The sequence below is a fragment of the Erythrobacter sp. S267 genome, from assembly GCF_057365045.1.
The window spans coordinates 186,119-205,783 of record NZ_CP200298.1; the positions used below are offsets into that span (position 1 = coordinate 186,119).

General features: G+C 60.7%; 22 protein-coding genes. 15 read left to right on the top strand and 7 right to left on the bottom strand.

Annotated features, from left to right (window positions below; all coding sequences use genetic code 11):
* The first annotated feature begins 285 nt into the window (after positions 1-285).
* Positions 286-2,652, top strand: a complete 2,367-nt coding sequence (locus AC0V6X_RS00910; protein WP_486182711.1) for a S8 family peptidase — start codon at positions 286-288, stop codon at positions 2,650-2,652.
* A gap of 8 nt (positions 2,653-2,660) precedes the next feature.
* On the opposite strand, the gene AC0V6X_RS00915 is transcribed toward AC0V6X_RS00910, so the two are convergent.
* The 3 genes from AC0V6X_RS00915 to AC0V6X_RS00925 form a co-directional block, all read right to left on the bottom strand.
* Complete coding sequence (locus AC0V6X_RS00915) at positions 2,661-3,755, bottom strand: phosphotransferase family protein (RefSeq protein WP_486182712.1); 1,095 nt, start codon at positions 3,753-3,755, stop codon at positions 2,661-2,663.
* Positions 3,756-3,828: 73 nt separating this feature from the next.
* Positions 3,829-5,163, bottom strand: a complete 1,335-nt coding sequence (locus AC0V6X_RS00920) for an acyl-CoA dehydrogenase family protein (protein ID WP_486182713.1) — start codon at positions 5,161-5,163, stop codon at positions 3,829-3,831.
* 86 nt (positions 5,164-5,249) lie between these two features.
* Positions 5,250-6,815, bottom strand: a complete 1,566-nt coding sequence (locus AC0V6X_RS00925; RefSeq protein ID WP_486182714.1) for an MFS transporter — start codon at positions 6,813-6,815, stop codon at positions 5,250-5,252.
* A 115-nt stretch (positions 6,816-6,930) separates the two neighbouring features.
* Here AC0V6X_RS00925 and AC0V6X_RS00930 point away from each other — a divergent pair, with 115 nt between their 5' ends.
* The 4 genes from AC0V6X_RS00930 (at position 6,931) to pip (ending at position 11,237) form a co-directional block, all read left to right on the top strand.
* Entirely contained in the window at positions 6,931-8,124 is a 1,194-nt protein-coding gene (locus tag AC0V6X_RS00930; protein WP_486182715.1) for an acyl-CoA dehydrogenase family protein, read from the top strand.
* Positions 8,125-8,207: 83 nt separating this feature from the next.
* A complete protein-coding gene (locus AC0V6X_RS00935) occupies positions 8,208-9,347 on the top strand; it encodes an acyl-CoA dehydrogenase family protein (RefSeq protein ID WP_486182716.1) in 1,140 nt (379 codons plus the stop codon).
* A 115-nt stretch (positions 9,348-9,462) separates the two neighbouring features.
* On the top strand, positions 9,463-10,266 hold the full coding sequence (locus AC0V6X_RS00940) for an SDR family oxidoreductase (RefSeq protein WP_486185492.1): 804 nt from the start codon (positions 9,463-9,465) through the stop codon (positions 10,264-10,266).
* 17 nt (positions 10,267-10,283) lie between these two features.
* On the top strand, positions 10,284-11,237 hold the full coding sequence (pip, locus tag AC0V6X_RS00945) for a prolyl aminopeptidase (protein WP_486182717.1): 954 nt from the start codon (positions 10,284-10,286) through the stop codon (positions 11,235-11,237).
* Here pip and AC0V6X_RS00950 read toward each other — a convergent pair.
* The 4 genes from AC0V6X_RS00950 to AC0V6X_RS00965 are packed head-to-tail and all read right to left on the bottom strand — an operon-like array spanning position 11,234 to position 13,322.
* Positions 11,234-11,632, bottom strand: coding sequence for a dihydroneopterin aldolase (locus AC0V6X_RS00950; RefSeq protein ID WP_486182718.1), 399 nt, complete (start codon positions 11,630-11,632; stop codon positions 11,234-11,236). The two genes, pip and AC0V6X_RS00950, sit on opposite strands and share 4 nt — an antisense overlap.
* A gap of 11 nt (positions 11,633-11,643) precedes the next feature.
* Positions 11,644-12,312, bottom strand: coding sequence for a guanylate kinase (gene gmk, locus AC0V6X_RS00955; RefSeq protein WP_486182719.1), 669 nt, complete (start codon positions 12,310-12,312; stop codon positions 11,644-11,646).
* 52 nt (positions 12,313-12,364) lie between these two features.
* Entirely contained in the window at positions 12,365-12,775 is a 411-nt protein-coding gene (locus AC0V6X_RS00960; protein ID WP_486182720.1) for a hypothetical protein, read from the bottom strand.
* Between the two features lie 25 nt (positions 12,776-12,800).
* On the bottom strand, positions 12,801-13,322 hold the full coding sequence (locus tag AC0V6X_RS00965; protein ID WP_486182721.1) for an SspB family protein: 522 nt from the start codon (positions 13,320-13,322) through the stop codon (positions 12,801-12,803).
* Positions 13,323-13,484: 162 nt separating this feature from the next.
* On the opposite strand from AC0V6X_RS00965, the gene hisB reads away from it, so the two are divergent.
* The 10 genes from hisB to AC0V6X_RS01015 all read left to right on the top strand — a co-directional run bounded on the left by hisB (position 13,485) and on the right by AC0V6X_RS01015 (position 19,664).
* Positions 13,485-14,090 (top strand): imidazoleglycerol-phosphate dehydratase HisB, encoded by a 606-nt coding sequence (gene hisB, locus AC0V6X_RS00970; RefSeq protein WP_486182722.1) that lies wholly within the window; start codon positions 13,485-13,487, stop codon positions 14,088-14,090.
* A 119-nt stretch (positions 14,091-14,209) separates the two neighbouring features.
* A complete protein-coding gene (gene hisH / locus AC0V6X_RS00975) occupies positions 14,210-14,836 on the top strand; it encodes an imidazole glycerol phosphate synthase subunit HisH (protein ID WP_486182723.1) in 627 nt (208 codons plus the stop codon).
* A 109-nt stretch (positions 14,837-14,945) separates the two neighbouring features.
* Positions 14,946-15,674 (top strand): 1-(5-phosphoribosyl)-5-[(5-phosphoribosylamino)methylideneamino]imidazole-4-carboxamide isomerase, encoded by a 729-nt coding sequence (gene hisA, locus AC0V6X_RS00980; RefSeq protein WP_486182724.1) that lies wholly within the window; start codon positions 14,946-14,948, stop codon positions 15,672-15,674.
* A 262-nt stretch (positions 15,675-15,936) separates the two neighbouring features.
* Entirely contained in the window at positions 15,937-16,242 is a 306-nt protein-coding gene (locus AC0V6X_RS00985; protein ID WP_486182725.1) for a hypothetical protein, read from the top strand.
* Entirely contained in the window at positions 16,239-17,021 is a 783-nt protein-coding gene (gene hisF, locus AC0V6X_RS00990; protein WP_486182726.1) for an imidazole glycerol phosphate synthase subunit HisF, read from the top strand. The genes AC0V6X_RS00985 and hisF overlap by 4 nt, the downstream gene beginning before the upstream one ends.
* A 52-nt stretch (positions 17,022-17,073) precedes the next feature.
* Positions 17,074-17,394 carry a phosphoribosyl-ATP diphosphatase gene (locus AC0V6X_RS00995; protein WP_486182727.1) on the top strand — a complete coding sequence of 107 codons (321 nt, stop codon included), beginning with the start codon at positions 17,074-17,076 and terminating at the stop codon, positions 17,392-17,394.
* A gap of 5 nt (positions 17,395-17,399) precedes the next feature.
* Positions 17,400-17,780, top strand: a complete 381-nt coding sequence (locus AC0V6X_RS01000) for a histidine triad nucleotide-binding protein (protein WP_486182728.1) — start codon at positions 17,400-17,402, stop codon at positions 17,778-17,780.
* 101 nt (positions 17,781-17,881) lie between these two features.
* Complete coding sequence (locus AC0V6X_RS01005; RefSeq protein ID WP_486182729.1) at positions 17,882-18,355, top strand: YbgC/FadM family acyl-CoA thioesterase; 474 nt, start codon at positions 17,882-17,884, stop codon at positions 18,353-18,355.
* Between the two features lie 3 nt (positions 18,356-18,358).
* A complete protein-coding gene (gene tolQ / locus AC0V6X_RS01010) occupies positions 18,359-19,081 on the top strand; it encodes a protein TolQ (protein ID WP_486182730.1) in 723 nt (240 codons plus the stop codon).
* A 133-nt stretch (positions 19,082-19,214) separates the two neighbouring features.
* Positions 19,215-19,664, top strand: coding sequence for an ExbD/TolR family protein (locus AC0V6X_RS01015; RefSeq protein ID WP_486182731.1), 450 nt, complete (start codon positions 19,215-19,217; stop codon positions 19,662-19,664).
* Position 19,665 lies beyond the last annotated feature (1 nt).

The following is a 19,665-nucleotide window of genomic DNA, read 5'->3' on the forward strand; positions in this document are numbered from 1 at the left end:
GGGCGTGGGAATGAGACCCAAGAGAGGGTCGGTCCGCGAATGATTGCTTGGTGCTGCTAGCGGTGGAAACGGGTCGCGGCAAGCTCAGCTACGGGCCTATCCTTAGTGCGAACGCGCATGCGCCTCTTGGCGTTCCAGCCTACTTTCGATCGCAAAGTTGGTTTCGGGGGATTTCGACAAGGAAAACGCATGCCGCCAGCCACTTCACGACCCAGCAGCACGACACGGTCTCAACCATGCCCGGTGGCAATTTGCCGTGTCGATCCGGAAAAGCCCGCAGGAGCCGTGCCTGATTGGAAGAGTGTGATGGCGGCCTTTGCCTGCATCGCTCTGGCTGCTTGCGGCGGAGCGAGCGGTGCGACCCCGCAGACGATCTCAGACCAGCCGCCACCACCCCCACCGCCGCCGCCACCTCCTCCGCCTCCGCCCCCACCGCCGCCTCCACCGACCAACTTCAACACAGCAGAGTTTCGTCGTTCGGATGGTCCCGCCTTTCACGGGGCGGACGACGCATGGCGTGCAGGGGCCACGGGCGCGGGAGAGCTGATCGCGGTGATCGACACCGGGATCGACAGCGACAGCCCCGAATTTGCTGGCCGCATCAACACCGCCTCTCAAGACCTCGCGGCTTCGCGTGGGATCGATCCAGAGGATGATCACGGCACCAATGTCGCTCTGATCGCCGCGGGTGGACGGAACAATTCAGGCGTATTGGGCGTGGCATTCGAGGCTGATGTTTTGGCGCTGCGTGGTGACATGCCCGGCTCATGCGGAGCCGATACGCCGCAGGATTCAAGCTTGGGCTGCCTGTTCAGCGACTCCGTCATCGCGCAAGGGATCGACGTGGCGATCGCCAATGATGCGACCGTCATCAATCTCAGCCTTGGCGGAGGCAGTGCATCGGCAGAATTGCGCAATGCGGTCGCGCGCGCAGCCGATGCCGGGATCGTGATCGTGATTGCTGCGGGCAACGCCGGCGCGGGCGATGACCCCGATATCGACCCCGATCAGCCCGATCCCTTCGCGTCCTCCCTGCGCCAAGCGGGCGGGAACAACGTCATCATCGTCGGCTCGGTTGATGAAGACAGCAACTTCTCCGATTTCAGCAACCGCGCAGGCAATTTTGCCAATGGCTTCCTTTCAGCGCGCGGAGAGAGGGTCTGCTGCGTTTACGACGATGGCGAGCTGTTTGTGGAAGAGATTGATGGCGGGCAGTTTGTCACTTTGTTCTCCGGTACCAGCTTTGCTGCACCCCAAGTGGCAGGGGCAGTGGCTCTGCTGGCTCAGGCCTTTCCCAATCTGACGGGTGAGGAAATTGTCGAGATCTTGCTCACCAGCGCGCGCGATGCAGGTGATGCGGGAACTGACGCGGTGTTCGGCACCGGCATCCTCGACATTGCGCAGGCGTTCCAGCCGCAGGGCACCACAAGTCTGGCTGGCACGTCTACCAGCCTCAGCTTTGCCGATGAGTTCGCGATTGGGTCCGCGGCGATGGGCGATGCGCTGTCTTCGGCCTCGCTTTCAACGATTGTGACCGACCGCTTTGACCGGGCCTATTCCTACGACCTAGCCGGGCGCACTCGCAATGCCGTGCAAGTCCAACGGCTGCGCCGCACAATTGAGCAGCGCGGGATCACCAGCGCGGCGGGCAATAACAGCCTCTCCTTGGCGGTAACGGTGGGAGAGCAAAACCTTGGCGGAGGGCTCGGCTGGTCGCAGGCCCTGCAATTGACGCCAGAGGATGCGCGCGCTGCCCAAATGCTTGCCGCGCGGATCGCCGCCCAAATCGCACCGGACACACAGGTCGGTTTTGCCTTCGCACAATCCGCAGACGGTTTGGTCGCACAGATGCAGGGCGCGGACAGAGCCGCCTTTATGGTCGCGCCTGAGGCAGGGCATGATGCCGGCTTCCTCCAATCGAGCGAGCTGGCCTTCGCCGTCCGTCACGAATTTGGCGGCTTCGGCCTGACCGCATCAGGCGATCGGGGCCGTGCGTGGTCAGGCCAGTTTGAGGACACGTTGGAGGTCCTGCCCGGCATTCGGGAGCGTCGACCCACTTCGCGATTCAGCCTTGCCGCCGACCGCGCCTTTGGCCGTACCGATGCAAGCGTCTCGCTCACATGGTTGTCCGAGCAAGACACTTTGCTGGGTGCCTTCTTCAACCCCTCGCTGGGTGTTGAGGGGGCGGAGACCGTCTTTCTTGATGGCCGAGTGTCTCGGCAGTTGGGTGAGGCGTGGCGAGTGGGGGCGGCCTATCGTGCCGGCATGACCCAGCCGCGCGGCTCAGCGCTCATCGGCGATGGCTCGCAATTGTTCACGCAAAGCTGGTCGTTCGACGTCAGCCGCTACGGTGTCTTCCAAGCCCGCGATGTTGTCGGCTTCCGCGTCAGTCAGCCTTTGCGGGTCAGCGGAGGGGCGCTCAATTTCGACCTGCCCACCGGCTTCGACTACGCGACTGAAACCGCGATCATCTCGCGTCAGGCGCTCAGTCTGACGCCAGAAGGGCGCGAGATCATGAGCGAGCTCAACTGGAGTGGCTCCATGGGCGCAGCGCAGCTTTCGACCAGCCTCTACTTTCGCGAGCAGCCCGGCCATTTCCAAACCGCGCCGGACGATGTCGGAGCGGTGGTGAGCGTGGGCATGCGCTTCTAGCGCGAGGCTTATTCTGGCATCCCGGCTGCCAGAGCGAACTGGTAAGCGCGATCCACTAGCGGCGCGACGCGTTCGCTCATCTGCTTCGCATGGGCCGAGGACGCAGTGCCGTCGATCACGCGCTTTTTGATGCCTTGGATGATCCCTGCGAGCCGGAACAGATTGTAGGCAAAGTACCAGTCCATCGGCGGCACGGGATAGCCAGTGCGCGCGACATAGCGCTCGACCGCTTCCTCGACCGATGGGATGCCCAGAGCCTCCAGATCGGCGCCCAGCAACCCAGCGCGCCCGTCCGCAGGCTGGAACCAGTTGAGCATCAGGTAGGAGAAGTCCGCAATCGGATCGCCCAAAGTCGACAGCTCCCAATCGAGCACCGCGATAATGCGCGGCTCATCATGGGCGAAGATCACATTGTCGAGCCGGTAGTCGCCATGGACAACGCTGCTTTCATGCTGCGGCGGGATCGTCTGCGGCAGCCATTCGATCAACCGCTCCATCTGCGGCATATGCTCGGTCTCAGACAGCTTGTATTGCTTTGACCAGCGCGCAATCTGCCGCGCGCAATAATCAGTCGGCTTGCCATAATCGCCAAGGCCGATTTCCTCGGGCTTGTTGAGGTGCATGTCGGCCATCGTGTCGATCAGCGCATGATAAATCGCGCGCCGCTCTTCCGGCTCCATTCCGGGTAAAGCGCCGTTCCATAGGCTGCGGCCATCCGCCATGCTCATCACGAAGAATTTGGAGCCGATGACTTCCGGGTTTTCACAAAGCCCATAGGTCTTTGGCACCGGAAAGCCTGTCGGATAAAGCCCCGTCATCGCCGCATATTCGCGGTCGACGGCATGCGCGCTGGGGAGCAATTTGCCGAAGGGCTGGCGGCGAAGGACGTAATTGGTCGCGGGCGTTTCGATCTTGTAGGTCGGGTTGGACTGGCCGCCCTTGAACTTGGTGTAGCTTATCGGGCCTTCAAAGCCTTCGACATTGGCATCAAACCACGCGGTGAGCGCGTCGAGGTCGAGCTTATCTCGCTCCTCCACCTCAACCGTGCCGACCATCTCCTTGTCGAAATCAATGTCGGGCGCAGCGCCCTGATTGTCTGACATCACCAGTACCCGTCCCAATGTGTGAAGGATGGGCCGGGAGGCGTCCAACGCGCTCCCGGCAGCTCCTCATCGTTTAGCGAGCAACGCCCATGTCGCCCGAGCTGAACGAGCCAGCATCATTCGCCGCGCTGTTGCCATCGCGCAGGGCGTTGGCGGTCGGGCCTTCGTTTGGCAAGTGCTTGCCGAATTCCATGCGGGCGATGGAGCGTGCGTGGACTTCATCGGGACCATCGGCAAGACGCAGAGTGCGCTGGTGGGCATAGGCTTGGGCGAGGCCGTAATCCTCTGACACGCCGCCGCCGCCATGCGCTTGGATCGCATCGTCGATGATTTGCAGAGCCATGTTTGGTGCCTGCACCTTGATCATCGCGATTTCCTGCTTGGCCGACTTGTTTCCGACCTTGTCCATCATGTCGGCCGCTTTCAGGCAGAGGAGGCGGGTCATGTCGATATCGATGCGAGCACGCGCGACGCGCTCTTCCCAAACCGAGTGCTTGTAAATCGGCTTGCCGAAGGCTTCACGCTCTTGCAGGCGGCGGCACATCTTGGCGAGCGCTTCTTCCGCAACGCCAATTGTGCGCATGCAGTGGTGGATACGGCCCGGGCCGAGGCGACCTTGCGCGATTTCAAACCCGCGTCCTTCGCCCAGCAGCATGTTGGAGACTGGGATGCGAACATCCTTCATCTCGACTTCCATGTGACCGTGCGGAGCATCGTCATAGCCGAAGACCGGCAGGTGGCGGATGATATTCACGCCCGGCGTGTCAATCGGCATCAGGACCATCGATTGCTGAGCGTGACGCTTGGCCTCGAAGTCGGTCTTGCCCATCACAATTGCGACCTTGCAGCGCGGATCGCCAAGGCCTGATGACCACCACTTGCGACCATTGATGACGTATTCGTCACCATCGCGTTCGATGCGGGTTTCGATGTTCGTGGCGTCAGATGAGGCGGTGTAGGGCTCCGTCATCAAGAAGGCTGAGCGAATCTCGCCATTCATAAGCGGCCCGAGCCATTCTTCCTTCTGCTCACGCGTGCCATAGCGGTGGAACACTTCCATGTTGCCGGTGTCCGGCGCGGAGCAGTTGAAGACTTCCGATGCCCAGCCGATCCGACCCATTTCCTCTGCGCAGAGCGCGTATTCGAGGTTGGTGAGGCCGGGGCCGTCAAATTCGTAAGTGTCGTCGACATGGTGATGGCTGTCATTGCGCGGCGGCATGAACAGGTTCCAGATGCCTTCGCTCTTTGCGATAGCCTTCTTGTCTTCGATGATCTGGATGACTTTCCAGCGATCCCCTTCGGCATCTTGGGCCTTGTAGGTCGCCATTTCGGGGCGGACGTGCTTTTCGATAAAATCGCGCACGCGGCCGGCCCAATAGGCTTGGCGTTCAGTGGGTTCAAAATCCATCGCGGGGGTTCCTCTCGTCTCTCAATCAGTTCGAATCTGCAACTGTAATTGGCACGGCTGGTCTCCCGCGCCAAGGGTTCATTTGGTCAGGGCGCCGCGGTCTCGGGCGAGTTTTCAAGCCGCTTCTTCGTCAGCGCTTCAACACGCGCTTCGTGGTCTTCACGCGTGATCGGGAAGCGGCCAAGCCAGAAAGCTGCAATCGCCATCAACACGGTGGTCGAAAGCGCATAGATCAGAATCAGATTGTCGATCACAGGCACTGGCACCTCCCCGGGCGCTGCATCGCGGGAGAAGCTGATCAGCGACAGGATCTGTCCGGTCAAAAAGATGCCTAAGCCAGTCGCGCATTTCTGGACCAGCCAATTGCCCGAGTAAAACGCTCCCTCGGCGCGCTTTCCGGTGCGCTCCAGATAGGCCTCGACAATCTCAGCGATCATGGAGCTGGCAGAGATCAGGACCACGATGCCCAGAGTGTTACCAACGATCAGAAGGCTCAGCAGCATGATACCGGACAATGCTGTGTCGAGCGCGGGCCAGAGGCCGGCATAGAGCAGCATGTAAGGAACCAGCGTGAAGAACGCGGTCCCCAGCGCAGAGACAGCGGCGCTTTTTGGCTTGCCCAGATGTTTGTGCATCGGTCCAACGACGAAGAACATCGCAATGGCCGAGATAAACAGCGCCAGCGGATAGAGGCTAAGCGCCGTCACACCCTCTGGCAGGAAGGGCATTGGCGAGGTGTCAAGCCGCCAGACATAAAGGGTAACGTAATTGGTGAGCGAGAAGGTGAGGCCTTGGTTGATATAGGCCGCCAGTCCGCCAGCTGCGAAGATCAGGAAAGCGCGTTCTCTAAACGCCTCGACAATCTCGGCGAAGCATCCCGAAATCGTGAACGGCTCTGGCTTTGTCTCCGGCAAATGCGCCACCAGCTTGTGCTGACCCCAGGCCGAGCCCATTACGGACAGCACGATCAAGCACCCGCCTGCAATCGCCCAATTGCGATATCCCTCGCGATCAAGCAGGCCGCCTTCGCCCGGCATAAAGACGGTGTAGGCGAGCACCATCATCAAGATTCCGCCCAGCCAGCCTGAAACATAGCGGAACCGGAACAGCGTGGTGCGTTCGTCATAGTCGCTGGTGATCTCAGGCAGGAGGGAGATCGACGGGACTTCGCAGGCGGACAGCAGGATCCGGACGACCACGGCGATCCCTAACAGGCCCCAGAAGGTTGGCGCTTCGGCTCCAGGAGGAGACCACATCATCACCCAGGCAAAGGCGAGCGGGATGGGCGCGGCATAAAGCCACGGCAAGCGTCTGCCCCACTTTGTGTAAGTCCGGTCCGACAAATTGCCGAGGATCGGATCGATCACCGCATCAACCAGCAGCGCGCATAGCAGTGCCAGACTGACCAGAGCAGCGTCCATGCCCATGACCTGACTGTAGAAAAACAGCAGAAAGAACTGGAAGCCGGTATCCTTGACCCCGAACGCCACTGCGCCAAAGCCGTGAATCAGTTTCAGGCGAAGCGGCAGCTTGCCTTCAACAAAGCCTACCACGCCGCGCACCTCGATGGCTGCGTTGCTGCGAATCCGGTGTTCATTTTGTCTCTCTCCAATTGACGCAAACGTAACCGAGCGGGCCTCTGCGTCAATCATTTGTCGTTGACGCTACGGCAACCGACTTTGGCATGAACGTGCTTGCGGGTGCGGACCAAATCCCGCTAACGTAAGCGTCAAGTGAGAGACCTGATTGAGAGAGGAAACGGGACCCATGTCCGATCTGGAAGCCTTCCGCACCGAAACCAAAGCCTGGCTGGAGGCAAACTGTCCGCCCGAAATGCGTCAGCCTGTGCGCGATGATGCCGACGTCTATTGGGGTGGGCGCAACGCGACCTTCAAGAATGACGCGCAAAAGGCCTGGTTCGAAGCGGCCCGAGACAAGGGCTACACCGTGCCAAGCTGGCCCAAGGAATATGGCGGCGCAGGCCTGTCCGCTCCCGAAGCCAAGATCCTGCGGCAGGAAATGGCGGCCATCGGCGCGCGTCCTCCTTTGTCGAGCTTCGGCATCTGGATGCTCGGCCCAGCGCTGCTGCAATTCGGCACGGAAGGCCAGAAGAAGCGCTTCCTCAATGAAATTGCGCGCGGCGAAATCCGCTGGTGTCAGGGCTATTCAGAGCCGGGCAGCGGCTCCGACCTTGTCTCCATGCAGACCTTTGGCGAGGACAAGGGCGATCACTGGATCGTCAACGGTCAGAAAATCTGGACCTCCTATGCCGACCAAGCTGACTGGATTTTCTGCCTCGTCCGCACTGACAAGGACAACAAGTACCAAGGCATCACCTTCATGCTGTTCGACATGGCGGGCGAAGGCGTCTCGACCAAGCCGATCCTGCTGATCAGCGGCAACTCGCCCTTCTGCGAAACCTTCATGGACGATGTCCACGTGCCCAAGTCCTATGGCGAGGATTGCCCCGGCTATGTTGGCGAAATCAATCGCGGCTGGGATGTTGCGAAATATCTGCTGGGCCATGAGCGCGAGATGATCTCCGGCATGGGCGGCGGTGAGCGCACTGCGGCTATCGGTGCCTCGATGAAGCGCCATGCCGGCAAAACCGGCGATGACATCGACCCAGTCCTGCGCGGAGAACTGGCTCTGTTCGACGTCGATGCGCTCGCCTTCACTGCGATGGCGGAGAAATTCATGGACGAGATGAAGGCTGGCAAGGGTCATCCGGCGCAGCCCAACATGATGAAATATGTCGGGACCGAGCTGAACAAGCGCCGTCACGAGCTGATGATGTCGGCGGGCGGTTCGCGCAGCCTCGAATGGGAAAGCGAAGAGACGAGCGGCGGCAAGCCCTCGCGCAATTGGCTGCGGACCAAGGCGAACTCGATCGAGGGTGGGACCAGCGAAGTCATGCTCAACGTGATTTCGAAGCGCATTCTCGACCTGCCGGGCGCTTGATCGCACAGGCGACGCAATAAAGGGCCGCGCGCGCCGGATCGGGCGCGGCCTCAATATAATTTCCAAGAGAGGGACGGGCAATCATGCCACTGTATCACGACGAAGATCAGGCGATGCTGGCCGACACGGCGAGCGGCTTCATGGCCGATGAAGGCAATATCGCAAAGCAGCTGCGCCACTATCGCGACGGCGGCTGCCCCGACGGGTTCGGCCATAAGCTGTGGCACCAATTTGCAGAGATGGGCTTCACCGGCATGCTGGTGGACGAGGATGATGGCGGGCTTGGCATGGGCCATGTTGAGGCTGGGATCGTGCTCGAAGAGATCGGCCGCAACTTGTCGCCTTCGCCTTTCCTGACCTCTTCGGTTCTGGCGGCCACAGCGCTTAAGCACGGCTCGGCGGATATGCGCGGCCGCTATATTCCCGGATTGATCTCGGGCGAGAGCGTTTTCGCTGTCGCCATCGACGAAACCGCCAAGCACCGCCCTGACCGGATCGCATGCCGGGCTGAGAAATCGGGCAATGGCTTCAAGCTCTCCGGTTCCAAGAGCTTCGTCATCCACGGCTCCAGTGCCGACATGATCGTCGTTGCCGCGCGCACAAGTGGCGCGGACGATGACGCGGACGGCATCACGCTCTTCGCCGTGCCCAAGGACGCAGCCAATATGGAGCTCGACCCAGTGCGTCTGGTCGACAGCTCGGTTGCCTCTCACATCAAGTTTGACGGGGTGGAGCTGGATGGCGACGCCGTCATCGGCGAAGTCGATGGCGGGCGCGAGATCCTGAACGCAGTGCTCTCCGCAGGCCGTATCGGCGCAGCGGCAGAAGGCGTGGGCGTCGCTCGCGGGGCGATGGACATGACCATCGACTACCTCAAACAGCGCAAGCAATTCGGCAAGGTGATCGGCGAATTCCAAGCACTCCAGCACCGCGCCAGCCACCTCTATTCCGAGGTCGAGATCGCCCGCGCGGCGACGATCAAGGCCCAGCAATTGCTCGATGGCGGCAGCGAACGTGCTGAGCTGATGATCTCTGTCGCCAAGGCCAAGGTCGCCAAAGCCGCAGGCCTCGCGGTCAAGGAAGGCGTCCAGATGCATGGCGGCATCGGCATGACCGACGAATATGACATCGGCCTCTACATGAAGCGCGACCGGGCTTTGCAGGAGTTCCTGGGCGATGCCTATTTCCACGCCGGACGCGTGGCTGAACTGAGCGGATACTGAATTGGAACGGCGTGGCTTGCCGCGCCGCAAGGCCGACTGGCCGCCGGCCGGTTAGGCCGCCCCTCGGAGGCGATCGGCGCAGCCGATCTGCCGTGAGAGAAAGGAAGATTGCATGATGGACGTAGCAAAACTCTTCAGCCTCGAAGGCCGTATCGCTCTGGTCACCGGCGGATCGCGCGGGATTGGCAAGATGTTCGTCGAAGGCTTGCTCGCGGCGGGCTGTTCGAAAGTCTACATCTCGGCCCGCAAGGTCGAACAGATGCAGGAAACGGTCGACGAATTCGGCGCGGATAAGGTCATCGCTGTTCCCGCCGATCTTTCGCAAATGGACGGCATCGAAGCGCTGGCGAATGCGGTGAAGGAAAACGAGAGCAAGCTCGACATCCTGATCAACAATGCGGGCGCGGCCTGGGGGCAGGACTATCTCGAATTCACCGAGGCTGGCTGGCACCGCACTATGGACTTGAACGTCAAGACGCCGTTCTTCCTCACCCAAAAGCTCCACGACCTGCTGGTCGAGGCGGGCAAAGGCGATCATCCGGCGAAGGTGATCCACGTTTCGTCCATTGACGGCCTGCGGATCAATCCGTGGGAGACCTATCCCTATCAGGCGTCAAAAGCGGCGGTGATCCAGCTGACCAAGCGGATGGCCGCACGCCTGATCAAGGACAACATCATCTGCACCTCGATTGCGCCCGGTGCCTTTGCGAGCGAGATGAACAAGGCGGCGAAGAACGCACCAGAGACGTCGGCTGCGCATATCCCTTCGGGCCGAATTGGCACGCCTGAGGACATGGCAGCGGCGGCGATCTATCTGGCCAGCCGAGCAGGGGATTATGTGGTGGGGACGACGATCCCCGTTGATGGCGGCGTAGTGAACGCGTCGCTTCCTTCCGCGTTCAACGATCCGGCAGGGTGAGCGCGGGGAGGCGGGCAATGAACTACGACCACGCCTTCCTCTACCCTGAGATTGAGCCCTATGAGAGCGGCCATTTGGAGGTCGCTCCGGGCACGACCATCTATTGGGAGACCTGCGGCAATCCCAAAGGCCGCCCCGTGGTCTATCTCCACGGCGGTCCCGGAGCAGGGACCAACCCAGTCGACCGGCGCTACTTCGATCCAGAGCATTATCGCATCGTTCTGCTCCATCAACGAGGAGCAGGCCTCTCCCGACCACTTGCTGTGACCGAGGGAAACACGACGCAATCGAACGTTGCCGATCTGGAAGCCTTGCGCGAGCATCTGGAGATCGATCGCTGGTTCGTAACCGGTGGCAGCTGGGGCTCGATCCTCGGCCTAGCCTATGGCGAGACGCATCCTGATCGGTGCCTTGGGTTCGCTTTTCGCGGCGTGATCCTTGCACGGCAAAGGGACATTGACTGGTGGTGGGAAGGCACGCGGATGCTGTTCCCCGATCACTTCGATGCGATGTGTGATGGGATGTCGGAAAGCGAGCGGGCGGAGCCGTGCCACAGCCTCTACACCCGTCTGATGGATGAAGACCCGGCGGTGCACGGCCCCGCTTCAGAGGCTCTCGCCCGGTTCTCCTTCGCGACGGTTGCGATGCACCCGATCCATGTCCCGCAGGCCAAGTTTAAAGACCATGCCTTTGCGTTGCCACTGGCGCGCTTTTTCACGCACTATTGCGAAAACGGCTTCTTCCTGAAGGACGCCCCGCTGCTGGATAATGTACCCAAGATCAATCACTTGCCCTGCCATATCGCGGCTGGGCGCTATGATGTGACGACGCCGGTTGAGTCCGCCTGGCTGCTGCACAAAGCTTGGCCCGGATCGACCTTGAACATCGCCCAGCGCGGAGCGCATGCCCTGGTCAATGCGGGATTGGCGCGGGCGTTTTTGGCAGGAATCGAGAAGTTGAAGGACGCTTAGCCCTCAAGCAAAGCGTCGAGTTCCGACCGGTCGAGCGAAAGCGTCACGCCCAGAGTGCCCGAACCCTTGCCATCGGCATCGCGCAAAACGGTGCGTTTGTAGAGCTTGATCTGTGCCGCTTCGATCACGCGGTAGCCTGCACAAGCCTTCGCAATCCGCGTCATCAGATATTCCTGCGTCTCGTAATGGCCATCGCGCGCCAGTCGGTCGATCTCGACCATCAACGGGTCATAGTCGAAGACATAGGACATCCGATCGCGCGGGATCAGCACCAGCGTGGGATCAATCGTCAGCGTCAGGTCCAGCAGATGCGCGTCGGGCTTAACGTCTCCGGGGCCATAGGTCCCAAGGTCCAGCGCCAGTTCGAGCGCTTCCAGAACAATCGTGCTGTGCATCCGAGTGTCCGTTAAGAGCCCATCAGCTCACGTACGAAGGGGATCATTCCGGTTTGGCGTTTCCTCAGCATGCGCTCTGCATGGAGGATTTCGCGGACCTTGGCGAAGCATTCGTCTACATCATCATTGATGACGACATATTTGTATTCGGCCCAGTGGCTGATCTCGGCCTTCGCACGCTCCATCCGCGCATCGATGACGTCAGCGGAATCCTGCGCGCGGCCCTCCAGGCGGTTGCGCAGTTCTTTGAGGCTGGGGGGAAGCACGAACACAGTGACTACATCCTGATCGTCCTTTTGCTTCAGCTGCTGCGTGCCCTGCCAGTCAATGTCGAAGAGGTAGTCCTGCCCCTCTTTCAACCCTTCACGGATTGCGCCTTTGGGCGTGCCATAGCGGTGGTCGAAGACATGCGCCCATTCGTAAAAGTCGTCCGTCTCGACCATCTCGTCAAATTTGTCATCGGAGACGAAATAATAGTCTTTGCCATCCTCTTCACCGGGGCGCGGAGGTCGCGTCGTGGCGGAGACCGAAAGCTGGATTTCATCATCCGCCTCCAGCAGCATGCGCGACAAGGTCGTCTTCCCCGCTCCCGACGGCGATGAGAGGATGAAAAGAAGCCCGCGGCGGTGCAGCTTGTCGGCTTCGGCGTCAGCGGTGTGAGGATCAGTTGGTTCGCCCATGCACAGCCGTTGCCGCATGTAAGGGGGCGAAATCAAGGGGAATGCGCGCGGATTATTCCTCTTGCGGCGGCTCAGCCTCTTTCGCCTCACGCATTTGCCGCGCTTTTCCGCGATCATAGAGCGTCTTTGCGACCAACCCTCCGGTCAGCAAGGCGAGGCCGGGGAGCGAACGCCCCGCAATTTTGCTCGCGCCATACAGACCAAGTGTTGTCAGGATGGCCTTTCCATCCAGCTTGGAAAGGCTGCCTTTGGTGGGATTGCCAATCTCATCAATGCGCCGGCGGACATCAGCGCTGAACAGGCCTGAGGCGCCTTTGACGATGACATAGGCAAGCATCAGGTTGGTGCCGGGATTGTCGCTGGGCAGAGGAACGGCCTCTTTCATCGCAGCAAGCGCGCCGCCTGCGTCATCTTCGGCCTGATCTTGGTCGGGGGGAGGCGTTTCCGGTTTGCGCTTGGTCATAGGTCCGATGCCCTTTGAAAAGCGCTTACTTCTTGCGACCGAAATCGACCGTCACAACGTTGGAGCCGCCATCCTCCTCGCTTCCGGCTGTGCCTTCAGCTGCGGGTGCTTGTGCGCTTTGGCCCGCACCATCATTCTCCGCATCTTCATGCTCTTCGGGAGCCATCTCTGAGATAGAGGCCTGAAATTGCAGGCCAAAATCAACCGCTGGATCGACGAAGGCGGTGATCGCGGCGAAGGGGATGCTGAGCTTGGCAGGAATCTGGTTAAACGAGAGACCCACACCAAAGCCATCTTCGCGTACTTCCAAGTCCCAGAACTTGTTCTGGAGAACGATGGTCATCTCATCGGGAAACCGCTCACGCAGATGGTCGGGAATATCGACATCGGGCGCGCCGGTTTTGAAGGTTATGTAGAAGTGATGATTGCCCGGAAGCTCACTCCCGCCCCGCTCAATCTCACCCAGCACACGGCCGACCACAGCGCGCAGCGCTTCCTGCACGATCTCATCATACGGGATCAGGCTATCTGGTGTGTCTTCAGTCATCACTTTCTGAATCGTGACTTCGCATTGGGCGCGGGTCAAGCGTTTCGTGATTTGTACTTGAAGATTGTTGCGCGTTTCATCGCATTTAGCTTGGACCGGCGCCTTTGCGACCTTCGCATGGCGCTTGCACCTCGCACGAGTGCGCTTATAGCGCGAGGGGTCATGAGCAAAGCTGCAAGAACAGGAAGCGTCCAGCGCGCCACCGCTGAGACCAAGATCGACATCGCCGTCAATCTCGACGGGACCGGGACCTATGACGTGTCCACCGGGATCGGTTTCCTCGATCATATGGTCGAGCAGTTCTCCAAACACTCGCTGATCGATGTGACGATGAAGGTGGAGGGCGATCTCCACGTCGACCAGCACCACACGACTGAGGATTCAGCGATTGCGCTGGGACAGGCTCTGTCCGAGGCGCTGGGCGATAAGGCCGGGATTGGCCGCTATGGCAGTGCCTATTCGCCGATGGATGAGACGCTCAGCCGCGTGGCGCTCGATATTTCGGGGCGGCCCTATTGCGTGTGGAAGGCCGCTTTCTCGCAAGAGAAGTTGGGCGAATGGGATACCGAACTGATCCGCCACTGGTTTGAGAGTGTCGCGCAGTCCGCTGGTCTGACGCTCCACATCGAACTGCTCTATGGTGAGAACAACCACCATATTTGTGAGAGCATTTACAAAGGCTTTGCCCGCGCAATGCGCATCGCGGTTGAGCGCGACCCGCGCAAAGGCGAGGCGATCCCCAGCACGAAGGGGCAATTGGGTGGCTGATTGGAGCCAAACGGCTGCTCAGCAGCCGCAAGGGCGACCGCCCGCCCGCAGCGGGCCTGTAGCGAAGCGGAAGGCGTCTAGCGAGGACGCAGCCCCGGATGGGGCTGCGCAAAGCAAAAATGCCTGAGATCGTTGCTCTTGTAGATTACGGCGCGGGCAATCTCCATTCGGTTCACAATGCGCTGAAAGCGGTCGGAGCGAATGTCTCCGTCACTGCTGATGCCAATGTCGTGCGCGCAGCAGACCGGATCGTGTTGCCCGGAGTGGGCGCGTTCAAGGCATGTGCAGATGGGCTCAATGCCGTGCCCGGTATGGTAGAGGCGCTGACCGAGCGGGTGCAGATGGGCGGAGCGCCCTTCCTCGGCATTTGCGTCGGGATGCAGCTGCTCGCGGATCGGGGCCTCGAATATGGCTCGCATGAAGGCCTAGGGTGGATTCCCGGAGAGGTCCGCCTGATCGAACCGCATGATACGAGCATCAAGGTACCGCATATGGGCTGGAACGATGTGGCGATCATGCCCCATGCGCGCGGCCATGAGGTGATCGAGGAAGGGGAGGCCTATTTCCTCCACTCCTACCACTTCGTCGCTGACGATCCGCATCACATCGCCGCTTTGACCGACCACGGAGAGGGCCTTGTCGCCGCCGTTACACGCGGCAATATTGTCGGCGTGCAATATCACCCTGAGAAGAGCCAGGCCTATGGACTGGCGACGCTAGAAAGGTTTTTGTCATGGCGGCCGTGAAGCCTATTTGTCATTCCCGCGAAAGCGGGAACCCAGTGCGGCACGCGCGGTGCCCGGACACCCTGGGTCCCCGCTGTCGCGGGGATGACCGATTAGGGGAACTGAGATCATGATCGTATTTCCTGCCATCGACCTCAAAGGCGGCGAAGTCGTGCGGTTGGCCGAGGGCGATATGGACCGCGCCACAATCTATGGCGACGATCCTGCCGCCCAAGCGATGATCTTTGCCGAGGCCGGGGCTGAACACCTCCATGTCGTCGATCTGGACGGTTCCTTCGCGGGAGAGGGGCGCAATGTTGAGGCGGTCAAATCCATCGTCGAGCGCTTCCCGGGCTACGTCCAACTCGGCGGAGGAATCCGTGACGCCAAGGCGGTCGAAGGTTGGTTCAACCTCGGCGTCGCACGCGTGGTGATGGGTTCAGCCGCGCTCAAAGACCCTGAATTCGTCAAGGAAATGGCGCGCGAATGGGAGGGCGGCATCGTCGTCGCCGTGGACGCGAAAGACGGAATGGTCGCGACCGAGGGCTGGGCGGAAGTCTCTGACGTGCCGGTGGCAGACCTCGCCCGCCGGTTCGAGGATGCAGGCGTCGCCTCGCTGCTGTTCACCGACATTGGCCGCGATGGATTGCTCAAAGGCGTCAACATCGATGCAACCGTGGAACTGGCGCAAATGGTCGATATCCCCGTCATCGCAAGCGGCGGCGTGAAAGGCATCGCAGACATCCACGTCCTCTCGATCCAAGCGCATCTCGGCATCGAAGGCGTCATCACAGGCCGCGCTCTGTATGAAGGCAAGCTGGACCTCGCCGCAGCGATCCAGATGGGCGCGCGGGCGTGATGCTCGAATCGCTGGTTCAGTTGTCGCTCAGCGCTATCTTCGCAACCAATTGCTATCGGTCGCTCAAGTCAGGGCACGCTGGCTTCGCGCCTAAAGATCTTGAGAGAAGTGATCAGCCGCTGGCGTACTGGGCATGGGTTGGCCTTTGCGCCGCTCTGGCGGTTGCGACTGCTTACTATGGCATTGAGGGCTTGCTAGCTACTCCCGACTCCTCTCCATACCCTGTCTTGACCAAAGTGAACGCAATGGGTGCAGGGGTCTAATGTACCGCTTCATCGGCTCCCTCTTTCTGATCCTCACTGCTCTGGGTGGGTATACAGTGTCGGGCGGCTACTTGTTCATCGCGCTTATCAACGTGGTTGTGTTCCTGCTGCTCGCGCTGGGCGTTGCGCATTATGTTGCGCCTAAATATGGGCGCGAGGGGTTGGTCTATGGGATGGGTGGAGCGTTCTTGCTCAGCCTGCTTTGGCCGATTGCCGCGATGCCTTGGCTGGTGGATGAAGACGAGTGCGATGGCGATGACTGCGAACGCACATACACCTTAACCTTAGAGGCCGCTCCACAATGACCGTCCGCATCCGTGTCATCCCATGCCTTGACGTGGCCGAGGGCCGCGTCGTCAAGGGCGTCAACTTCGTCGATCTCAAGGACGCCGGCGACCCGGTTGAGCAGGCGCGCGCCTATGATGAAGCGGGGGCGGATGAGCTGTGCTTTCTCGACATTTCCGCCAGCCACGAAGGGCGCGGCACGCTGCTCGATATCGTCAAGCGGACAGCCGAGGTGTGCTTCATGCCGCTCACCGTGGGCGGCGGGGTGCGCAGTGTCGAGGATGCGCGCGCGCTGCTGCTGGCGGGTGCGGATAAGGTGGCGATCAACTCGGCGGCGGTGGCTCGTCCAGAGCTGGTCAGCGAGATCGCCGCCAAATTCGGCAGTCAATGCGTCGTCGCGAGTGTCGATGCGCGCCGCGTTGTGCCGACCATAGGCGAGCCGGCTCCCAAGTGGGAGATTTTCACCCATGGCGGGCGCAAACCCACCGGTATCGACGCGGTTGAATATGCGAAGAAGGTCGCGGAATTTGGCGCGGGAGAGCTGCTCGTCACCTCGATGGATGGGGATGGGACGCAGGCAGGCTACGATCTCGACCTCACCCGCACCATCGCCGATGCCGTTAGCATTCCAGTTGTAGCAAGCGGAGGGGTGGGGACGCTCGATCATCTAGTAGCGGGCGTGACCAAAGGCAGGGCCAGCGCGGTCCTGGCCGCCTCGATCTTCCATTTCGGCACTTACTCGATCAGCGAGGCGCATGCGGCCCTCCGAGCGGCGGGCCTGCCCGCCCGAGGCGTCTAAGATGCGCGCAGCAGGCTTGCCCGTGCGCGGGGTTTGAGAGAGAAGCGACCCGATGAGCACACTAGAACGCCTTGAACAGACTATCGCCGAGCGCCGCGCGGCGTCTCCGGATACGTCCTACGTCGCCAAATTGAACGCCAAGGGCTTGCCCAAAATCGCGCAGAAGCTCGGCGAGGAAGCCACCGAAGCGGTGATCGCGGCGGTCTCCGGCAGCAATGAAGAACTGGTGAGCGAAAGCGCCGACTTGCTGTTTCACCTGCTCGTCCTGCTGCAGGCCAAGGGCGTGAGCCTTGACCATGTGCTCGCCGAACTGGACCGGCGCGAGGGGCTTTCGGGCCTCGAAGAGAAGGCTAGCAGGAGCCCAAAGGACTAAGACGCATGCCGATCGACCCGACGCTTCCCTATGACGATGACAACATTTTCGCGAAGATCCTGCGTGGGGAAATCCCCTCGAACAAGGTGTACGAAGATGACTGGGCTTTCGCGTTCGAGGACATCAATCCTCAGGCCGAAATTCACACGCTGGTGATACCCAAAGGCAAATATGTCAGCTGGGACGACTTCTCGGCCAAGGCTTCCGCTGATGAGATCGCAGGCTTTGTTCGCGCGGTCGGCGAGGTTGCTCGCATGAAGGGGCTGGTCGAACCCGGCTACCGCCTGATGGCCAATATCGGCGCGCATGGCGGTCAGGAAGTGCCTCACTTGCACGTTCACATCTTTGGCGGAGAGCCGCTGGGCCCGATGATCTGGAAAAAGTAGGTTCAACTCGCCGTTTCAGACCCTTCGTTCTACCAATATTCATCGCACAAACCGCATTTGCCGCTGGCATGCCGGATTCGCTTGCGTTAATTGGCCCGCAAATGGTTCAACCCCCCTCTTCTGCCCCCAATCCTCCTGATGGTGTCATTGACGGCACGCGGCACCTTTACGCGGTGCGTGTCTATTATGAGGATACTGACCTCTCGGGCATTACCTATCACGCCAACTATCTGCGCTGGTTTGAACGAGCGCGGTCGGACTTGCTGCGGATGCTGAAGATCGACCAGCGGGCTGAGATAGAAGCGGGAGAGGAAGGCGGGGCCTATGCGGTCTCAGAGATCCACCTCAAATATCTGCGCCCAGCAAAGCTTGACGATGATGTGGTGATCGAAACCACTTGCACGAAACTGGGTGCGGCGAGCTGCGAGATGCACCAGATAGCGCGGCGCGGCGAAGAAGCGCTTTGCGAGGCCACTTTGCGTGTCGGCTACATTTCGCTCGCCGGACGCCCCAAGCGTCAGCCGCGCGAATGGCGGTCGGCGTTTGATCAATTTATGACGGGAAAGGACGCTTAGAACGTGTCATTTAATCTGCTTAGCGCGGTTGCAACACAGGCCGTGGAGACCGCGGCTGGCCCTGCGCGGCTTGATCCAATCGAGCTTTTTTTGGACGCCGATATCGTCGTTCAGGCGGTGATGATCGGGCTGATCCTTGCCAGCATCTGGAGCTGGGCGATCATTGTCTCATTCAATCTGCGCATGAGCGGCCTCAGCAAGAAGTCGCGCGAGTATGAGGAGGATTTCTGGAGCTCCAAGGATCGTGAGGCGGTGCTGTCGAAGAAGTACCGCTCACAAGTGCCTTCTGCGCGAATTGCGGGTGCGGGACTCGACGAATGGAAGCGCTCGACCAAGGCGGCTCCCGTCGATCGTGAGGGCACTCGCCAACGGATTGGTTCGGCGATGGAAGGGCAGGTCGCAGCGGAAGCGGATGATCTGGCCTCCAAACTCACCTTCCTTGCAACCACCGGTTCGGTCGCGCCTTTCGTGGGGCTGTTCGGGACCGTCTGGGGCATCATGAACAGCTTCTTCCAGATCGGCGACCAGCAAAGCGCTTCGCTTACCGTGGTGGCGCCCGGCATTGCAGAGGCCCTGTTTGCAACCGCAATCGGTCTGTTCGCAGCGATCCCGGCCGTTATCGCCTACAACCGCTTCACCGCCAGCGTAAATGTCTATGAAGCCAAGCTGCAACGCTTCGCCGACCGCGTGCACGCTGGGCTGAGCCGTGAATTGGATAAAGCGTGATTTGCTTTTCGCACACCCATCCGGGCGCGCGATCCTCGCTAGATGCGCAGCAGATCTGCGCCCGCTGCGGGCGGGCGGTCGCCCTTGCGGCTGCGATGCAGCCGATGACGAGTCCCTCTTTGGAAGTTCTTAGATGGCAGTAAGTCTATCCTCCTCCTCACGCGGAAAAGGCCGCCGCTCTCGCCGCGCGGCGATGGCGGAGATCAATGTCACGCCGCTGGTCGACGTGATGCTGGTCTTGCTCATTATCTTCATGGTGACGGTTACTCTGCCCGCTGTCGGTGTTCCGATTGAGCTGCCCGACAGCCGCGCCAATGCAGCGCCGCAAGTCCCCGACCAGATCAACATCACGATAGATAGCGAAGGCCGCATCTACATCGAGAATGAGCCTGTGCCCGTCGGCGGCTTTCCCGATGCTCTCGCCGCGATTGATCGGGGCGCGGATGGCGAGATGCCGCCGATCGTCCTGCGCGGTGACGAGGCGCTCGATTACGGCAGGGTGATGGCGGTTCTCGGTGAGCTGAGCCGCGCGGGGATCACCGAGATAACGCAAGTCACCGACAGTTCAGATAACGTGCCATAGC